Origin of the sequence: Pantoea sp. UBA4549 (assembly GCF_002387285.1) — a bacterium.
Lineage (GTDB): Bacteria > Pseudomonadota > Gammaproteobacteria > Enterobacterales > Enterobacteriaceae > Pantoea > Pantoea borealis.
The window spans coordinates 546208-561800 of the sequence record NZ_DGLH01000009.1 but is presented as its reverse complement, the minus strand read 5'-3'; the positions used below and the strand labels follow the sequence as shown (position 1 = coordinate 561800).

Annotated in this window: 17 protein-coding genes and 1 pseudogene; 10 read left to right on the top strand and 8 right to left on the bottom strand. The window is 56.5% G+C overall.

From position 1 onward, the window contains the following. The first annotated feature begins 41 nt into the window (after positions 1-41). The 4 genes from B3041_RS09305 (at position 42) to slyA (ending at position 2768) form a co-directional block, all read left to right on the top strand. Positions 42-938: an aldo/keto reductase gene (locus tag B3041_RS09305; RefSeq protein WP_292971654.1), complete on the top strand. Its 897-nt coding sequence runs from the start codon at positions 42-44 to the stop codon at positions 936-938. A gap of 81 nt (positions 939-1019) precedes the next feature. Further along, positions 1020-1538, top strand: coding sequence for a superoxide dismutase family protein (gene sodC / locus B3041_RS09300; RefSeq protein ID WP_065649455.1), 519 nt, complete (start codon positions 1020-1022; stop codon positions 1536-1538). Between the two features lie 127 nt (positions 1539-1665). Beyond that, positions 1666-2133, top strand: a complete 468-nt coding sequence (locus B3041_RS09295) for a hypothetical protein (RefSeq protein ID WP_065649454.1) — start codon at positions 1666-1668, stop codon at positions 2131-2133. A gap of 197 nt (positions 2134-2330) precedes the next feature. Continuing rightward, positions 2331-2768: a transcriptional regulator SlyA gene (gene slyA, locus B3041_RS09290; protein WP_039384157.1), complete on the top strand. Its 438-nt coding sequence runs from the start codon at positions 2331-2333 to the stop codon at positions 2766-2768. Between the two features lie 40 nt (positions 2769-2808). On the opposite strand, the gene slyB is transcribed toward slyA, so the two are convergent. Next, positions 2809-3276, bottom strand: a complete 468-nt coding sequence (slyB, locus tag B3041_RS09285) for an outer membrane lipoprotein SlyB (protein ID WP_039384159.1) — start codon at positions 3274-3276, stop codon at positions 2809-2811. A 277-nt stretch (positions 3277-3553) separates the two neighbouring features. On the opposite strand from slyB, the gene anmK reads away from it, so the two are divergent. The 5 genes from anmK to pdxY all read left to right on the top strand — a co-directional run bounded on the left by anmK (position 3554) and on the right by pdxY (position 8018). Then, complete coding sequence (gene anmK, locus B3041_RS09280; protein ID WP_065650478.1) at positions 3554-4675, top strand: anhydro-N-acetylmuramic acid kinase; 1122 nt, start codon at positions 3554-3556, stop codon at positions 4673-4675. Positions 4676-4684: 9 nt separating this feature from the next. Further along, complete coding sequence (locus B3041_RS09275) at positions 4685-5014, top strand: MliC family protein (protein WP_065649453.1); 330 nt, start codon at positions 4685-4687, stop codon at positions 5012-5014. A 19-nt stretch (positions 5015-5033) separates the two neighbouring features. Beyond that, a complete protein-coding gene (gene pdxH, locus B3041_RS09270; protein ID WP_065649452.1) occupies positions 5034-5690 on the top strand; it encodes a pyridoxamine 5'-phosphate oxidase in 657 nt (218 codons plus the stop codon). Between the two features lie 138 nt (positions 5691-5828). Further along, positions 5829-7103, top strand: a complete 1275-nt coding sequence (tyrS, locus tag B3041_RS09265) for a tyrosine--tRNA ligase (protein WP_292971641.1) — start codon at positions 5829-5831, stop codon at positions 7101-7103. 54 nt (positions 7104-7157) lie between these two features. Beyond that, positions 7158-8018 (top strand): pyridoxal kinase PdxY, encoded by an 861-nt coding sequence (gene pdxY / locus B3041_RS09260; RefSeq protein ID WP_065649450.1) that lies wholly within the window; start codon positions 7158-7160, stop codon positions 8016-8018. Between the two features lie 41 nt (positions 8019-8059). Here the strand turns inward: pdxY and gstA are convergent, their stop codons facing one another. Both gstA and dtpA read right to left on the bottom strand, forming a co-directional pair. After that, the gene (gstA, locus tag B3041_RS09255) at positions 8060-8665 is read right to left on the bottom strand and encodes a glutathione transferase GstA (protein ID WP_065649449.1); all 606 of its coding nucleotides are present in this window, start codon (positions 8663-8665) and stop codon (positions 8060-8062) included. Positions 8666-8832: 167 nt separating this feature from the next. Continuing rightward, on the bottom strand, positions 8833-10338 hold the full coding sequence (gene dtpA / locus B3041_RS09250; protein WP_065649448.1) for a dipeptide/tripeptide permease DtpA: 1506 nt from the start codon (positions 10336-10338) through the stop codon (positions 8833-8835). A gap of 747 nt (positions 10339-11085) precedes the next feature. Here dtpA and B3041_RS09245 point away from each other — a divergent pair. Further along, positions 11086-12150: a mechanosensitive ion channel family protein gene (locus B3041_RS09245; RefSeq protein ID WP_206099911.1), complete on the top strand. Its 1065-nt coding sequence runs from the start codon at positions 11086-11088 to the stop codon at positions 12148-12150. 35 nt (positions 12151-12185) lie between these two features. Here the strand turns inward: B3041_RS09245 and nth are convergent, their stop codons facing one another. The 5 genes and pseudogenes from nth to B3041_RS09220 form a co-directional block, all read right to left on the bottom strand. Further along, positions 12186-12821 (bottom strand): endonuclease III, encoded by a 636-nt coding sequence (nth, locus tag B3041_RS09240; RefSeq protein WP_292971635.1) that lies wholly within the window; start codon positions 12819-12821, stop codon positions 12186-12188. Further along, positions 12818-13525 (bottom strand): electron transport complex subunit E, encoded by a 708-nt coding sequence (locus tag B3041_RS09235; protein ID WP_292971632.1) that lies wholly within the window; start codon positions 13523-13525, stop codon positions 12818-12820. The genes nth and B3041_RS09235 overlap by 4 nt, the downstream gene beginning before the upstream one ends. After that, positions 13522-14151, bottom strand: a complete 630-nt coding sequence (gene rsxG / locus B3041_RS09230) for an electron transport complex subunit RsxG (RefSeq protein ID WP_065649444.1) — start codon at positions 14149-14151, stop codon at positions 13522-13524. The genes B3041_RS09235 and rsxG overlap by 4 nt, the downstream gene beginning before the upstream one ends. Before the next feature lie 3 nt (positions 14152-14154). Continuing rightward, the gene (gene rsxD, locus B3041_RS09225; RefSeq protein WP_065649443.1) at positions 14155-15213 is read right to left on the bottom strand and encodes an electron transport complex subunit RsxD; all 1059 of its coding nucleotides are present in this window, start codon (positions 15211-15213) and stop codon (positions 14155-14157) included. After that, positions 15214-15593, bottom strand: a pseudogene (locus tag B3041_RS09220) (electron transport complex subunit RsxC); the annotation flags it as partial. It lies immediately after the preceding gene.

Here is a 15593-nt window from a genome sequence, read left to right as displayed (position 1 = left end):
GTTATACTCCCTGTTTAACATTCAATGCAGGGAGTTTTGTTATGTTACAACCACAGGCTATCGCCCCTCAGGGGCCGGCGTTCTCTCCTCTGGTGGTCGGCTACTGGCGGTTAATGGAGTGGGGGATGACACCACAGCAGCTGGTCTCATTTATTGAGTATCATCTCTCTCTGGGGCTGACCACGGTCGATCACGCGGACATTTATGGCGATTATCAGTGCGAAGCGGCGTTTGGAGCCGCGCTGCGCCTGGCGCCACAGTTACGTGAGCAGCTGCAGATTGTCACCAAGTGTGGCATCGCAACGCGGGCCAAACCTGAGCATCAGATCGGCCACTACATCACCGATGCCAGTCACATTCTTCGCAGCGCGGAAAACTCACTCTCGCATTTTGCAACCGACTACCTCGATCTGCTGCTTATTCATCGTCCCGATCCGCTGATGGACGCCGATGACGTGGCGGAAGCGTTTATGCAGCTACATCAGAGCGGTAAAGTACGCCATTTTGGCGTCTCAAATTTTACGCCAGCACAATTTTCGCTGCTGCAGTCGCGCCTGCCGTTCACGCTGGTGACTAACCAGCTGGAGATCTCGCCGCTGGAGCAGACGGCGCTGCTGGACGGGACGCTCGATCAGTGCCAGCAGGCGCGCATGCGTCCTATGGCCTGGTCCTGCCTTGGCGGTGGCCGTCTGTTCAGCGATCCGCATTATCAGCCGCTGCGCGATGAGCTGAGTCAGGTTCAGCAGGAGACAGGTGCGGCCACGATTGAGCAGGTGGTTTACGCCTGGATCATGATGCTGCCGAGCCGGCCACTGCCAATCATTGGTTCCGGTAAAACCGGCCGCATCGGTCAGGCGGCAGAAGCAGCTGCGCTGACGCTGAATCGCCAGCAGTGGTTCCGCATTCGTAAAGCTGCGCTCGGTTATGATGTGCCCTGAAGCGTAAAGCTTCGTCAAACTGCAGCAGCGCGGGCAAAAAGCGTCCAGACTTACTCAGTCTGTCAATTGTAAGGAGACGTTATGAAAAGAACGCTTATTGCTCTTGTGACGCTGGCCTGTTCGGCGGGTGCACTTGCCGCTTCTCAGGAGGTCACGCTGCATCAGGTTTCTGCACAGGGGGTCGGCGAGGCCGTGGGCAACGTGACGATTACGGAAACGGATTACGGTTTGCAATTTACGCCGGCGTTGTCCGGAATGAAACCGGGTATTCACGGCTTCCATGTGCATGCCAAAGGCAGCTGTGAGCCGGGTGAGTCACAGGGGAAAACCGTGGCAGCCGGCGCAGCGGGCGGCCATCTGGATCCGCAGAATAGCGGCAAACACCTCGGTCCTTATGCCAGCGGGCACCTCGGCGATCTGCCGGCGCTGTATGTCACAGATGACGGCAAAGCCAGCTATCCGGTTGTCGCCCCGCGCCTTAAATCACTTGGTGATATCAAAGGTAAAGCGCTGATGGTCCACGTGGGCGGTGATAATCATGCAGATCATCCTGAACCGCTGGGAGGCGGAGGCGCGCGCCTTGCCTGTGGCGTAATCTGATCAACGGCGGGCAGCACAGAAAGGGCTGCCCGCTGCAATAAAATTCTGACAACGTTTAATGCTACTCAGGACGATTATTCCGCTCTATCATAGTGATACAGTCAGAGGGAACCACTCAGGGGCAGGAATGAAAAGCTTAGGGATAGTGCTGCTGGCACTGTTACTTGCAGGGTGCGATCGACCCAGGGAAACACAGTTACGTCTCGACGCCAGCCGTCAGCTTCAGCGCAATATAGATACCAGCCCGCTGCGCGCCAGCTGCGAGCATATTGCCCGCGGGCGGGAGTGGCTGACAGCGCGCAGTGTGCAGCAGCTGGAAAAGCACCATTGCCAGAACGTGTTGCGCAGCGCCAGTGAAACCAACTTCCTTAATACGGCAATCTATACGCAGACTATGCCGGTGGTTTGCGGCTCCATTCAGGGGCGCAGCTTTACCGGAACCACACTGACCCGTCGGTTTATCTACTCTTATGATGAAAAAGCACTGGTGATCAGGCCGGAAACCGAACAGGACAAAAGCCGGTTTGAAGATCGTAAAGCGCTTGAGCAGCTGCAAAACGACTTTCAGAACCAGTGGGCAAAATATTGCCGGTAACGACTCCGGCAGCGCCTGCTGCGGCTGGGCCAGCGTACGCTTCGCGAGCGAGCAGAGACCGGGCAGGCCGTTAAGCCGCATCATTCCCCGGTGAAGCCGCCCGAGGCCTGGCCTGCTATTTGTATTTTATCCTCTAAACTCGCAAAATAGTGTAAAATCTGGCTTGATAGCTAGCAAGCTAATTATAAGGAGATGAAATGGATACGCCGCTTGGAACCGACCTGTCGCGCCTGGTGCGCATCTGGCGCGCGTTAATCGATCAGCGCCTGAAGCCGCTGGAGCTGACCCAAACCCACTGGGTGACTTTGCATAATATTCATCAACTTCCGCCAGAACAGTCGCAGATCCAGCTGGCTAAAGCGATCGGTATTGAGCAGCCCTCGCTGGTGCGCACGCTGGATCAGCTGGAAGAGAAGGGACTGATCACCCGCTCCACCTGCGCAAACGATCGGCGGGCGAAGCGCATCCGGCTGACCAAAGAAGCCGCACCGATTATCGGGCAGGTCGAGCATGTTATTGATGCCACCCGCGACGATATTCTGGCCGGGATCAGCGCAGAAGAGATCAATCAAATGGTCACGCTGATTGCACGACTTGAGAAGAATATTCTGGAATTACAGCATCGCGAAAAATAAAAAAACCGACGCCTGGCGTCGGTTTTTTTGTGCAGCAGAGTTAGCGCGGAGAAACCGTGACCTGGCTGCCGTTGGAGGCCAGTACGACACGCTGTCCCGGTGAATAACGGCTGGCATCCTGCTTCTGCACGACCATGATGGTATTTCCATCATCTTTGCGGATTTCCAGCTCAACGCCGTTGGATTTGTTGACGGCACCCTGTACACCCTGGCCCGCAACGCCGCCCAGTACCGCACCGCCCGCAGTTGCCAGGCTGCGACCCGCACCGCCGCCGATAGTGTTACCCAGGAAACCGCCCAGCACCGCACCGCCAATGGCGCCAATCACATTGCTGTCATCGCCACCCTGAATTTTAACCGGGCGCACTGATACCAGCGTACCGTACGACACATTTTGAACCTGTTTGGCTTCACTGGCGCTGTAAACATCGCCCGAAAGGGTGTCATTGCTGACACAGCCTGCCAGCGTTACACCGGCAAGGGCCACGGCTATGAAACGCTTAATCATCAGAAAGCTCCTTTATAAAAAACGCCATGTTCTCATCCTGCTCTGCACAGAGTATAAGACAGAAAGCGGCGCATGGATGCGATGCCGCACAATCAGTGCCAGCGTTGCAGCATAGAGTATGCCTCATCAACAAAAATTCAATCAGCCGGTAAAAATATTTCTGCTCTGCCGTACTGCGCATGGCAGAGTGAAAAGCAGAAAGTTATCATCGTATTAGAGGGGCGGCATCAGCAGAATGCCGGCGCCGGCATCCGCCGGATAATGAGGAGCTATCGTGATAAAGTCAGGACGCTATATAGGGGTTATGTCAGGCACCAGTCTGGATGGCGTGGATGTGGTGCTGGCGGCTATCGATAGTCACATGGTGGCGCAGCAGGCGAGCTACTGTCACCCGTTTCCGCCCGCCCTGCGCCAGCAGGTACTGGCTATATGTCAGGGACAGCCACTGACGCTATCGCAGCTCGGGCAGCTCGATACCGCACTGGGTAAGCTGTTTGCCGAAGCGGTGGTGACCCTGATGCGTCAGCAGGCGCTGGAAGCAGAGGACATTGTGGCAATAGGCTGCCACGGTCAGACCGTCTGGCATGAACCCGGCAGCGCGGCCCCCAATACGCTGCAGATTGGCGATAATAACCAGATTGTCGCCGCCACCGGCGTGACCGTAGTCGGCGATTTTCGCCGGCGTGATATGGCGCTGGGCGGGCAGGGTGCGCCGCTGGTGCCTGCGTTTCATCAGGCGCTGCTCATGGACAGCAGTGAACGCCGCATGGTGCTGAATATTGGCGGCATCGCTAACCTGTCGCTGCTGATCCCGGGGCAGCCGGTGCGGGGCTTTGATACCGGACCTGGCAATATGCTGATTGATGCCTGGATCTGGCGTCATCAGGGGGTAAGCTACGATCATAACGGCGCCTGGGCCGCCAGCGGACAGGTCGTGCCCGCGCTGCTGGAGCAGATGCTGAACGATCCCTGGTTTGCGCTGCCGCCACCGAAAAGCACCGGGCGGGAGTACTTTAATCCTGACTGGATAGAGCGTCAGCTGCAGGCTTTTCCGGCGCTGGCACCGGAGGATGTGCAGGCTACGCTAAGCGAACTGACGGCGCTGACAATTGCACAGCAGATCCAGCTCAGTAACGGCTGCGACCGTCTGCTGGTGTGCGGCGGAGGTGGCCGCAATCCGCTGCTCATGGCGCGGCTCGCGGCGCATCTTCCCGGCACGGAAGTTACCCCTACCGATGCTGCGGGCGTCAGCGGGGATGATATGGAAGCGCTGGCCTTTGCCTGGCTGGCGTTCAGAACCCTTTCTGGTCTGCCAGGCAATTTGCCTGCCGTTACCGGGGCGCGTGAAATGAGCGTGCTGGGCGCGATCTATCCGGCGAATAGCCGGCCGACACGATAAGGAGAAGCAATGAAAAGATATATGCTGGCAGCGGGCTGCCTGGCACTGAGCGGCTGCGGTATGCTGCAGCAGTCAGCGCCACAGCCCGAAACGCTGCACTATCAGTGCGGTACGCTGCCGCTGACGGTCACGCTGGATAACAGCAAAGAACAGGTCAGCTTTATTCTTGACGGCACACCGCTGACGCTGAAACAGACAGTATCCGCATCCGGCGCGCGCTACAGCGACGGCCACTATGTTTTCTGGTCGAAAGGCACCAGCGCCTTTGTTGAGCGCAATGACAGAGTGATTATCAACGACTGCGAACTGCAGGATGCGGCAAACACCCACCGGTCTTAAGAGAGTTAAGAGAGACGCTATGAGCGACAGCGACAGCCTGCAACAGATTGCCCATCTGCGCCGGGAATATACCCGCGGCGGCCTGCGGCGCAAAGATTTGCCGGAGGATCCTCTGATCCTGTTTGAACAGTGGCTGCAGCAGGCGTGTGCCGCGCAGCTGCCCGATCCCACCGCCATGACGGTGGCGACAGTAGATAGCAGCGGTCAGCCGTATCAGCGCATTGTACTGCTCAAGCACTACGATGCTGAGGGCTTTATCTTTTACACTAACCTCGGTAGCCGGAAGGCGCTGCAGCTGGCAGACAATCCGCGCATCTCACTGCATCTGCCGTGGCACTTTCTGGAGCGTCAGGTGATGGTGCTGGGCGAAGCAGAGAAACTCTCGCCGCTGGAGGTCATGAAATATTTCCATAGCCGGCCGCGCGACAGCCAGATTGGTGCCTGGGTTTCAAAACAGTCGAGCCGCATCTCTGCGCGTAGCGTGCTGGAGAGCAAGTTTCTGGAACTCAAACAGAAATTCCAGCAGGGTGACGTCCCGCTGCCCACTTTCTGGGGCGGATACCGCGTGCGGTTTACTGCCGTGGAGTTCTGGCAGGGCGGCGAACACCGGCTGCACGATCGTTTTCTCTATCAGCGCAGTGAGAATGGCTGGACGATTGACCGGTTAGCGCCGTAAAACCTGCTTTTCCCGGTTTCAGCGCTGGCGCCGTAAGCGTCAGCGCTTTATGCTATAGCCCTCTTTTTTTTCGTCTCCGCATCGTAGCGGAAAGCTGTGTACCAGCCCAGGTGCAGCCCGATCAATTTGGAGTCAGTGATGACCAGCAGTAACCTGATACAACAATTGCAGGAACGGGGCCTTGTGGCCCAGGTAACGGATGAAGAAGCGTTAGCAGAGCGACTGGCGCAAGGGCCAATTGCCCTCTATTGCGGCTTTGACCCTACCGCTGATAGCTTGCATTTGGGCCATCTGGTGCCGCTGCTCTGCCTGAAGCGTTTTCAGGATGCCGGACACAAGCCGGTTGCGCTGGTGGGTGGAGCCACCGGCCTGATTGGCGATCCCAGCTTTAAAGCAGCGGAACGCAAGCTCAATACCAGTGAAACCGTAGGTGAGTGGGTGGAAAAAATCCGCAACCAGGTTGCCCCATTCCTCAGCTTTGACTGCGGAGATAATAGCGCTATCGCCGCGAATAACTACGACTGGTTCGGCGGCATGAATGTGCTGACGTTCCTGCGCGATATCGGTAAGCATTTCTCTGTTAATCAGATGATCAACCGCGAAGCGGTTAAACAGCGTCTGAATCGTGAGGATCAGGGGATCTCTTACACTGAATTCTCTTACAATCTGCTGCAGGGCTACGATTTTGCCGAGCTTTATAAGCGTTATGGCGTGGTGCTGCAGATTGGCGGCTCTGATCAGTGGGGAAATATCACCTCGGGTATCGACCTGACACGTCGTCTGCATCAGCAGCAGGCCTTTGGTCTGACCGTACCGCTTATTACTAAATCAGACGGCACCAAGTTCGGTAAAACCGAAGGTGGCGCCGTCTGGCTGGACGCGAAAAAAACCAGTCCTTATAAGTTCTATCAGTTCTGGATCAACACCGCTGACGCGGATGTTTACCGCTTCCTGAAGTTCTTTACCTTCATGAGCCTGGATGAGATCAACGCGCTCGAAGAAGAAGACAAAAACAGCGGCAAAGCGCCGCGCGCTCAGTACGTGCTGGCCGAGCAGGTCACGCGCCTGGTACACGGCGATGCAGGACTGGCTGCGGCCAGACGCATCACAGAAAGCCTGTTTTCAGGCAGCCTGAGCGACATGACCGAAGCAGACTTTGAGCAGCTGGCGCAGGACGGCATGCCGGTTATCGCGCTCAGCGCGGAAGACGAACTGCAGCAGGCGCTGGTTGCCGCTGAGCTGGTGCCGTCACGCGGTCAGGCCCGTACCATGATCGGCTCTAATGCGGTCTCTGTGAACGGAGAGAAACAGTCGGATGCCGAGTATCGTTTCAGCGACAGCGACAAGCTGTTTGGCCGCTTTACGCTGCTGCGTCGCGGCAAAAAACACTACTGCCTGATAAACTGGCAGTAAGGTGTCAGGGCCGGTTTCCGGCCCTTTTTCATGGCAAGGCAGTACAGGGTTATAATGAAAAATATTCTCGCAATTCAGTCTCACGTGGTGTTTGGCCACGCCGGTAATAGCGCGGCAGAGTTCCCGATGCGCCGCATGGGCGCAAACGTTTGGCCGCTGAATACCGTTCAGTTTTCCAATCACACTCAGTATGGTCACTGGACCGGTACGGTCATGCCGGCCAGCCATCTTACTGAGATTGTCAACGGCATTGCCGCTATCGATCGCCTGAAAACCTGCGATGCCGTACTCAGCGGTTATCTGGGGTCGGCAGAGCAGGGTGAGCAGATTCTGGCGATCGTGCGTGAAGTTAAAGCCGCTAACCCGGACGCCTGGTTTTTCTGCGATCCGGTGATGGGGCATCCGGAGAAAGGCTGTATCGTGGCGCCGGGTGTGGCAGAGTTTCACTGTAAACAGGCGCTGCCGGCCAGCGATCTGATTGCCCCCAATCTGCTGGAGCTGGAAATGCTGAGCGGGCAGACGGTTGCTGATATTGATCAGGCAGTGGATGCGGCGCGTCTGCTGATTGCGCAGGGGCCGAAAGTGGTGCTGGTCAAACATCTGGCGCGTGCCGGCCGGCGCAGCGACCGCTTTGAGATGCTGCTGGTTACCGCTGATGAGTGCTGGCATATCAGCCGCCCGCTGGTGGACTTTGGCGTACGTCAGCCGGTAGGCGTGGGCGATCTGACCAGCGGTCTGCTGCTGGTGGATCTGCTGCACGGTAAATCGCTGCAGCAGGCGCTGGAGCATGTCACTGCAGCGGTATATGAAGTGATGCTGAAAACCCACCAGATGGGAGAGTATGAGCTGCAGCTGGTCGCGGCACAGGACGCTATTGCGCAGCCGCAGCAGCATTTCGCGGCAGAAAAACTGTAATCGTACGGCAGGCCGGTCACCGCGCCGGCCTGCCGCGAGGCTTACGCCAGACCTTCTGCCTGCAGCGCCGCCTGAACCGCCGGACGCTCACTCACGCGGGCAAACCACGCGTCCAGCGCCGGCATTCCGTCGAGCTGCAGCTTCACTGCTTTTGCCCAGCGCGTAACCACATACAGATAGATATCGGCCACGGTATAGCGTGTGCCCAGCAGCCACTGTTTATCCTCCAGCGCCGTATTCACCAGCTGAAACTTTTTCTCCAGCTGAGCACGCACCTGAGGCTTGTACGCGTCTGGCGTATCGGGGCGAAACAGCGGCGTAAATCCCTTGTGCAGCTCGCTGCTGACAAAACTCAGCCACTCCAGTGTATGGTAGCGCGTCAGACTGCCGGTCGGGGCCAGCAGGTGATAATCGGGTTTGAGATCCGCCAGATACTGCACAATCGCTACGCCTTCTGTCAGTATCGTTCCGTCATCAAACTGCAGCGCCGGGACCTGACCTTTAGGGTTGATCTGCCAGTAATCTTCGCCCTGTTCCGTTAGCTTGCTCTGCAAATCAACATTCACCTGCGTAAAGTCGAGGCCGCATTCGCGGGCGACAATATGGGGGGACAGGGAACAGGCACCGGGCTTGCAATAGAGTTTCATTGTTGCATCTCCTCAACAAATGATATGAGTGACGTGACAAATGCGGCACGCCGGATAGCGGACTCTGAGTAAACTACAAGGGAAAAAGGGAGATGGGAAGGAACTTATCAGGAGAAAAGCGGCTCCGCGACGCCATCAGAGATGGCATAACGCAGAGCCGTATGCGGTTACTCGCTGGCGCCGGCGCGCTTCAGTGCACCGTCAGACGCATCCTGCGTCATGCGATTAAGCAGCGGGGCAGTGACCAGCATCAGCAGGGCAATAACGCCGGTGGCGATACCAATCTGCTGAAAGACCTGGCTGTAAACCGCCAGTGAGGTGTGCGGATCGGTCACGTTCTCCGGCACCGCCATCAGGTTGGCCACTTTACCGGCGATCATTGCTGCGCCCGCGGTGGTCAGGAACCATGAGCCCATGATAAAGCCCATCAGACGCTGGGGTACCAGCTGCGCCACCATTGCCAGACCCAGGCCGGAGATCATCAGCTCACCAATACTCTGCAGGGCATAGCTCAGGATCAGCCAGTTGACGGAGACAATTCCTGCCTGATTTGCAAAGCCGGCACCGAGCGGCAGTACCAGAAACGCGCCGGAGCAGAGCACCATGCCAATGGCAAATTTATGTGGCATTGGCAGCTTATCGCCCAGCTTGTTATAGACAGCAGCCAGCAGCGGACTGGCGACCATGATCCAGAATGGATTCAGCGCCTGGAACTGCTCCGGCTCAAACGCGATGCCGAAAATGGCATGCTCTACGTTGCGGATCGCAAAGAAGTTGAGCGAGGTAGGCATCTGCATATAGAGCACAAAGAATACAATCGCTTCCACCATCAGCAGAAACGCCACAATCATTTTGCGGCGCGCCGCACCCTGCAGCGTGAACGCTTCTTTGGCAAAGATCAGAACAATGCCCAGAGCAACAACGCCGAGCGTCATGCGCGCAATGCTTTGGTGATGCAGCAGCCAGGTGGCGAGTGCGATCAGCACCGCGACGCCCACGATTGTCAGCAGCAGTTTACCCACCTGCAGCGGAGCAAAGTCCGGCTTCGAACCGTACTCTTTCACCAGGCGTTTAAAGAACAGGAAGTTAAGCAGCGTGATCACCAGCCCCACGACAGAGAGCGAGAAGGCGGCACCCCAGCCATATTTCGCTGCCAGCCATGGCGTCAGCATCATGGAGAACAGTGAACCGATGTTGATCGACATATAGAACATGGTGAATGCGCCGTCGATGCGCGGATCGTCTTTCGCATAGCAGGTCGAGAGCAGCGAAGAGGGGTTCGCTTTGAACAGGCCGCTGCCCACGGCAATCGTCGCCATACCGACGTAAACCAGCGTGGTGTCATGCCCGGAAAACGCGATCAGCGCATAGCCGAGCGCCAGCACCATCACGCCCAGTACAATCACGCGCTTGGTGCCGAGTACTTTGTCACCCAGCCAGCCGCCGATAGCCACCAGGCCATAGACCAGCGCGCTAAATGAGGTAAACAGCGTAATAGAGTCCGCTTCAGACATCCCCAGCTGTTTAACCAGGTAAACCGCCATGATGGCCTGTAAACCGTAGTAGCCGAAGCGCTCCCACAGCTCAATGGAGAAGATCAGATAAAATGCTTTAGGTTGCCGGAAGGCGTTGAGGCTTACCGCCTCGTCAGTGTGTTTGTTTGCAGTTGACACGTGTACCTCAGTTTATACATCGCCTGTTTTGTAACAGGAATTAAGTCTGCGTCGGTCTGGGTCATCCCGCGCAACATTGTTATTAGAAAGGAAAAACGGCGCCTAATTTGGCTGAATCGGAGCCACAGGGCAAGTATTTTTTACACGCTGGAATACCCGATGCCGGCAGGGCGATCTTCGCGACTAAGCGAGATGACTTAGTGTTTAATAGGGTGTAAGTCAATTGTAACAGAATAAACATGCGATATATGGGTTTAAGAAACCCGTTTACTGAAATAAACCGCCAGGTGGCAGTAAAACAGAATAACAGACTAATGATGAATATTTATACGGCATATATTGCTGCTTAATAGTGAATTTTGGGCACAATAGGTTGATTGTTGAGCTAAAAGCGCAGGGTGGCGTTTCCGAAACGCTACTTTGTTGATCTGGTGCACAAATTTTCCAATTAATTAATCAGGTGAAAAAAGAAACTGCATTTTTCAGGTGCGGCAGGGTCTTTTTACCGGCGGATAAACTGGCAGAGCATGGCACGGCTCAGCCGGCATCAGACGCCGTTTGCGGCTGACGGAAACATCAGCTCACCTTTTCGGGCGAATAATCAGCAACGGGCAGACGCTGTTTCTCATAAATTTCATATACTCATGTCAGCAAAATGTTGTGTGCCGGTTATCGTTGACGATGAAACTGGCAGTGTTTTCAGCGTACTGGCGATGCCGTGCCGTCAGTCAACAATGAGGGAAAATGATGCCGTTGATACTGGGTGAGTTATCTGGTGTCCCGCAATGGGTGCCTGCTGTATTACTCGTCACACTGTCGCTCGCACTGGGCTTCCTGGCGCGATTTGTTCTTCTCAGCCTGATCCGTTACTGGCAGGGGCGTGATAAAAAACTGTTCAAATCTCTCGAAAAGCATCTGCGCGGCTCAATGTTTCTTATTTTACCGCTGTTATTCATTAGCGCGGGCGTAGATTATGTTAATATTCAGCCCGAGTCGCTTGGCTTTATTAATGCCACACTGCATATCTTTATTATATTATCCTTCTGCTCGCTGATGATCAGGATGATTAATGTCGCGCAGGACATGCTGTTTATTCGTTATGACATAAATATCTCAAATAACCTGCGCGCACGAAAAATTCGCACGCAGATCATGTATGTGAAAAAAGTGGTCATCGTCGTGCTGGTGACACTCTGTTTATCTTTGATTTTGCTGAGCTTTCCGGGTGTGCGCAAGTTTGGCACGACGATCCTTGCCGGGGCCGGGGTGGCCGGTATAATTATCGGGTTTGCATTACAGAAGTCGCTGGTTAATCTGTTTGCCGGTATTCAGATTGCTTTTACCCAGCCAATAAAAATTGATGATGCGGTGGTAGTAGAAAAAGAGTGGGGCTGGATTGAGGAAATAAACCTGACCTATGTCGTTGTACGTCTCTGGGATTTGCGCCGCCTTGTACTGCCGATAACCTATTTTACGGAAAATCCGTTCCAGAACTGGACGCGTAACAACGCACAGATTTTAGGTTCCGTATTTCTTTATCTGGATTACTCTATGCCGCTGGAGCCGCTGCGCGACCATTTTGAAAAAATACTCAATGAAACCCGGCTCTGGGATCGGGAGACGCAGGTGCTGCAGGTCACTGAGACCACTGAAAAAACCATGACCATCAGGCTACTGATGACGGCCCATAATTCACCTACCGCTTTTGACCTGCGCTGTTACGTGCGGGAGAAGATGATTGAATATATCCAGCAGCACTATCCGCAGTGCCTGCCGCATGTACGGGCTACGCTGAGCAGCCCGGAAGCGTAAAATGGCGCGCGGTGCAGTAAAACGGCATCGCGCGTTCAGATCTCCGTCTTGTCACGGTATTCGCACAGGTCTTCAATCAGGCAGGCCCCGCAGCGCGGCTTGCGCGCTATACAGGTATAACGCCCGTGCAGAATCAGCCAGTGATGGCAGTCGACTTTAAACGCGGCAGGCACCACTTTCAGCAGTTTCTCTTCAACCTCTTCCACATTTTTACCCGGCGCAAAGCGTGTACGGTTACTGACGCGAAAGATATGCGTGTCGACGGCGATAGTAGGCCAGCCAAAGGCGGTGTTCAGCACCACGTTGGCGGTTTTACGGCCCACGCCCGGCAGCGCCTCAAGCGCGGCACGATTTTCCGGCACCGCGCCGCCATGCTGCTCCAGCAATATGCGGCAGGTTTTAATCACGTTTTCCGCCTTGCTGTTAAACAGCCCGATGGTTTTAATGTACGCTTTGACGCCGTCAACGCCGAGCGCCAGCATGGCCGCCGGGGTATTCGCTACCGGATAAAGACGGGCCGTGGCTTTGTTTACGCTGACATCGGTCGCCTGAGCCGAGAGCAGGACCGCAATCAGCAGTTCAAACGGTGAGCTGAACTGCAGCTCAGTGGTCGGATGCGGATTGTTATCACGCAGACGGGTCAGGATCTGCAGGCGCTTCTCTTTATTCACACCGCTTTCCCGATTTCACCTGGCGCAGCCACTGTTTTAGCTTCCGCTTCAGCGCGCAGCGCGGCGCGCTGTTTCATTTTCTGATCGATAAGATACTTTCCTGCCAGCAGCATGCCGAGACCGATAAAGGCGCCGGGCGGCAGCATGGCCAGCAGCATAGGTGAATCAAAGTGCACCACTTCAATGCGCAGCGAGGTTGCCCACGGGCCGAGCAGCTGATCGGCACCGTTGAACAGCGTACCGCTGCCAATCAGCTCGCGAAGGGATCCCAGCGTGACCATGGCGCAGGTCGCGCCCATACCGATAGCAAATCCATCCAGCGCGGAGAGCGGGATACTGCTTTTTGACGCTACCGCTTCAGCGCGGCCCACGACAATACAGTTGGTGACAATCAGCGGAATAAAGATCCCCAGCGACTGATAAAGACCGTAGGCATAAGCGTTGATCAGCATCTGAACGCAGCTGACAACCGAGGCGATAATCATCACATAAATCGGGATGCGGATATCTGCCGGTACCCAGCGGCGTGAGGCGGAGATGGCACTGTTGGTAATGGTCAGCACCAGCGTCGTGGCCAGCCCCAGCCCCAGCGCATTGGTTGCGGTGGAGGTCACCGCCAGCAGCGGACAGAGTCCCAGCAGCTGTACCAGCGCAGAGTTATTTTTCCATAAACCGCCAATCAGCAGATTTTTCGCTTCACTCATGGTGTTTCTCCACATTCCGGCAGCGAACGCAACGTCGCTGGCAGCGTTTCAATATAGAGCGCCGTGCGTTTAGTGGCGTTAACCACCGCGCGCGGCGTAATGGTCGCACCGGTAAACTGATCGAAATCGCCGCCATCTTTCTTCACGGCAAAGTGCGGGTCATCGGCCCCTTTGACCTGTTTTCCATTAAAGCTGTTGATCCAGTCAGAGATGCGCAGCTCAATTTTATCACCCAGTCCGGGTGTTTCGTGATGTTCAATCACCCGCACGCCCAGCACGGTACCGCTGAAGTCGGCGCCTACCAGTAGCTGAATCGCCCCGGAGTAGCCATCGGGGGCGGTGCTTTCCAGCGCCGCGGCCACCGGCTTGTCGCCTTTACGGGCGATATACAGGTGATGCGGCTGCTCGTTACCCAGCGCCGCGTTGCGCACCAGATAACACTCCTGCTGAATAGCATTATCGTACAGCGCGGTCGGTACCACCTGATCCAGCAGGTTTTTCTGCTGCAGCGCAGTCTGATGCTCAACGGTGGGTTTGGTCACATAGTTCACCACGGCGGTTACGCCGGTCGTCACCACGGCAAACATCCCCAGCGTCACCGCGTTTTTGCGAATAGCGTCGATCATGCCTTAATCCTTCCGGTGACCATAAACGCGCGGCTGAGTGTAGTAGTCAATCAGCGGCACGCAGATATTTGCCAGCAGCACGGCGAACGCTACGCCATCCGGATAGCCGCCAAAGCTGCGGATCAGCCAGACCAGCAGACCGATCAGCGCGCCATAGATCAGACGCCCCCGGTTAGTGGTGGAGGCGGTAACCGGATCGGTGGCGATAAAGAATGCGCCCAGCATTGTCGCACCCGAAAAGAGGTGGGTGAGCGGTGTATTAAGCGTCTCAGGCGAGAAGATCCAGCCGAGCGTGGCGCACACCGCCAGCGAGGCCAGCATGCTGGCCGGGATATGCCAGCGAATCGCATTTTTTGCCAGCAGCAGCATGCCGCCCAGCAGATAGCCCAGGTTGACCCACTGCCAGCCCAGCCCTGCCAGCACCCCGGCGTAGATGGGCTGTGCGTGAAGCGCTTCGGCGCTGTGGCCGGCACGCAGTCCGGTTTTAAACGTATCGAGCGGCGTGGCCTGACTGATGCCATCCACCCCAAGCTGCAGCTGCTGTATGGTTTCGCCTGCCAGCGTATGGCCGCGGAACACCATACTGAGTGAATCCATCAGGTCCGGTTTTACCGCCTGCAGCGCATCGGGCGGCAGCCAGCTGGTCATCTGCACCGGGAAAGAGATCAGCAGCACCACATAGCCGACCATTGCCGGGTTGAACGGATTCTGACCCAGTCCGCCATAAAGCTGTTTGGCAATCAGAATCGCAAACAGGGTGCCCAGAACAATTAGCCACCAGGGCGCAAGCGGCGGCAGGCTGATCCCGAGCAGCAGCGCGGTCAGCAGAGCTGAGTTATCTGCCAGCACCGGCTTAACGGCGCTGTGACGCAACCGCAGTATCGCCGCTTCGGTCAGCAGCGCTGTCGCAATAGCCAGCACAACCTGGATCAGAAAACCACTGCCGAAGAAATACCACTGCGCCGCCATGCCGGGCAGGGCGGCCAGTACCACCAGCAGCATTATGTTACCGGTGCTGCGCCGGTTATGGGTGTAGGGAGAGCTTGCGATACGAAAGGCCATTTATTCCTCAGTGGTCGAAGGCTGCTGCTGCGCTTTACGCGCTTTAGCACGGGCGACCGCCGCAGCGATGGCCGCTTTGCGTGGGTCTTCAGGTTCAGGTTCAGCCGGTACCGCCTGCGGCGGTGAGCTTTCTGCCTGCGCAGCTGCTTTTTTCGCTTTGGCGCGGGCAACGGCCGCGGCGACGGCAGCTTTACGCGGATCCTCTTCCGCTGCCGGCACAGGCGTTTCGGCAACCGGCTCGTCTGCGGTTGTGGCCTGCACGGCTGCTTTTTTCGCTTTGGCGCGGGCAATGGCCGCGGCGACGGCAGCTTTACGCGGATCCTCTTCCGCTGCCGGCGCAGGCGTTTCGGCAACCGGCGCGTCTGCGGTTGTGGCCTGCG

Coding starts and splice junctions, on each gene's coding strand:
- B3041_RS09305 (WP_292971654.1), top strand. CDS start 42: ATGTTACAACCACAGGCTATCGCCCCTCAGGGGCCGGCGTTCTCTCCT.
- sodC (WP_065649455.1), top strand. CDS start 1,020: ATGAAAAGAACGCTTATTGCTCTTGTGACGCTGGCCTGTTCGGCGGGT.
- B3041_RS09295 (WP_065649454.1), top strand. CDS start 1,666: ATGAAAAGCTTAGGGATAGTGCTGCTGGCACTGTTACTTGCAGGGTGC.
- slyA (WP_039384157.1), top strand. CDS start 2,331: ATGGATACGCCGCTTGGAACCGACCTGTCGCGCCTGGTGCGCATCTGG.
- slyB (WP_039384159.1), bottom strand. CDS start 3,276: ATGATTAAGCGTTTCATAGCCGTGGCCCTTGCCGGTGTAACGCTGGCA.
- B3041_RS09275 (WP_065649453.1), top strand. CDS start 4,685: ATGAAAAGATATATGCTGGCAGCGGGCTGCCTGGCACTGAGCGGCTGC.
- pdxH (WP_065649452.1), top strand. CDS start 5,034: ATGAGCGACAGCGACAGCCTGCAACAGATTGCCCATCTGCGCCGGGAA.
- tyrS (WP_292971641.1), top strand. CDS start 5,829: ATGACCAGCAGTAACCTGATACAACAATTGCAGGAACGGGGCCTTGTG.
- pdxY (WP_065649450.1), top strand. CDS start 7,158: ATGAAAAATATTCTCGCAATTCAGTCTCACGTGGTGTTTGGCCACGCC.
- gstA (WP_065649449.1), bottom strand. CDS start 8,665: ATGAAACTCTATTGCAAGCCCGGTGCCTGTTCCCTGTCCCCCCATATT.
- B3041_RS09245 (WP_206099911.1), top strand. CDS start 11,086: ATGCCGTTGATACTGGGTGAGTTATCTGGTGTCCCGCAATGGGTGCCT.
- B3041_RS09235 (WP_292971632.1), bottom strand. CDS start 13,525: ATGAGTGAAGCGAAAAATCTGCTGATTGGCGGTTTATGGAAAAATAAC.
- rsxG (WP_065649444.1), bottom strand. CDS start 14,151: ATGATCGACGCTATTCGCAAAAACGCGGTGACGCTGGGGATGTTTGCC.
- rsxD (WP_065649443.1), bottom strand. CDS start 15,213: ATGGCCTTTCGTATCGCAAGCTCTCCCTACACCCATAACCGGCGCAGC.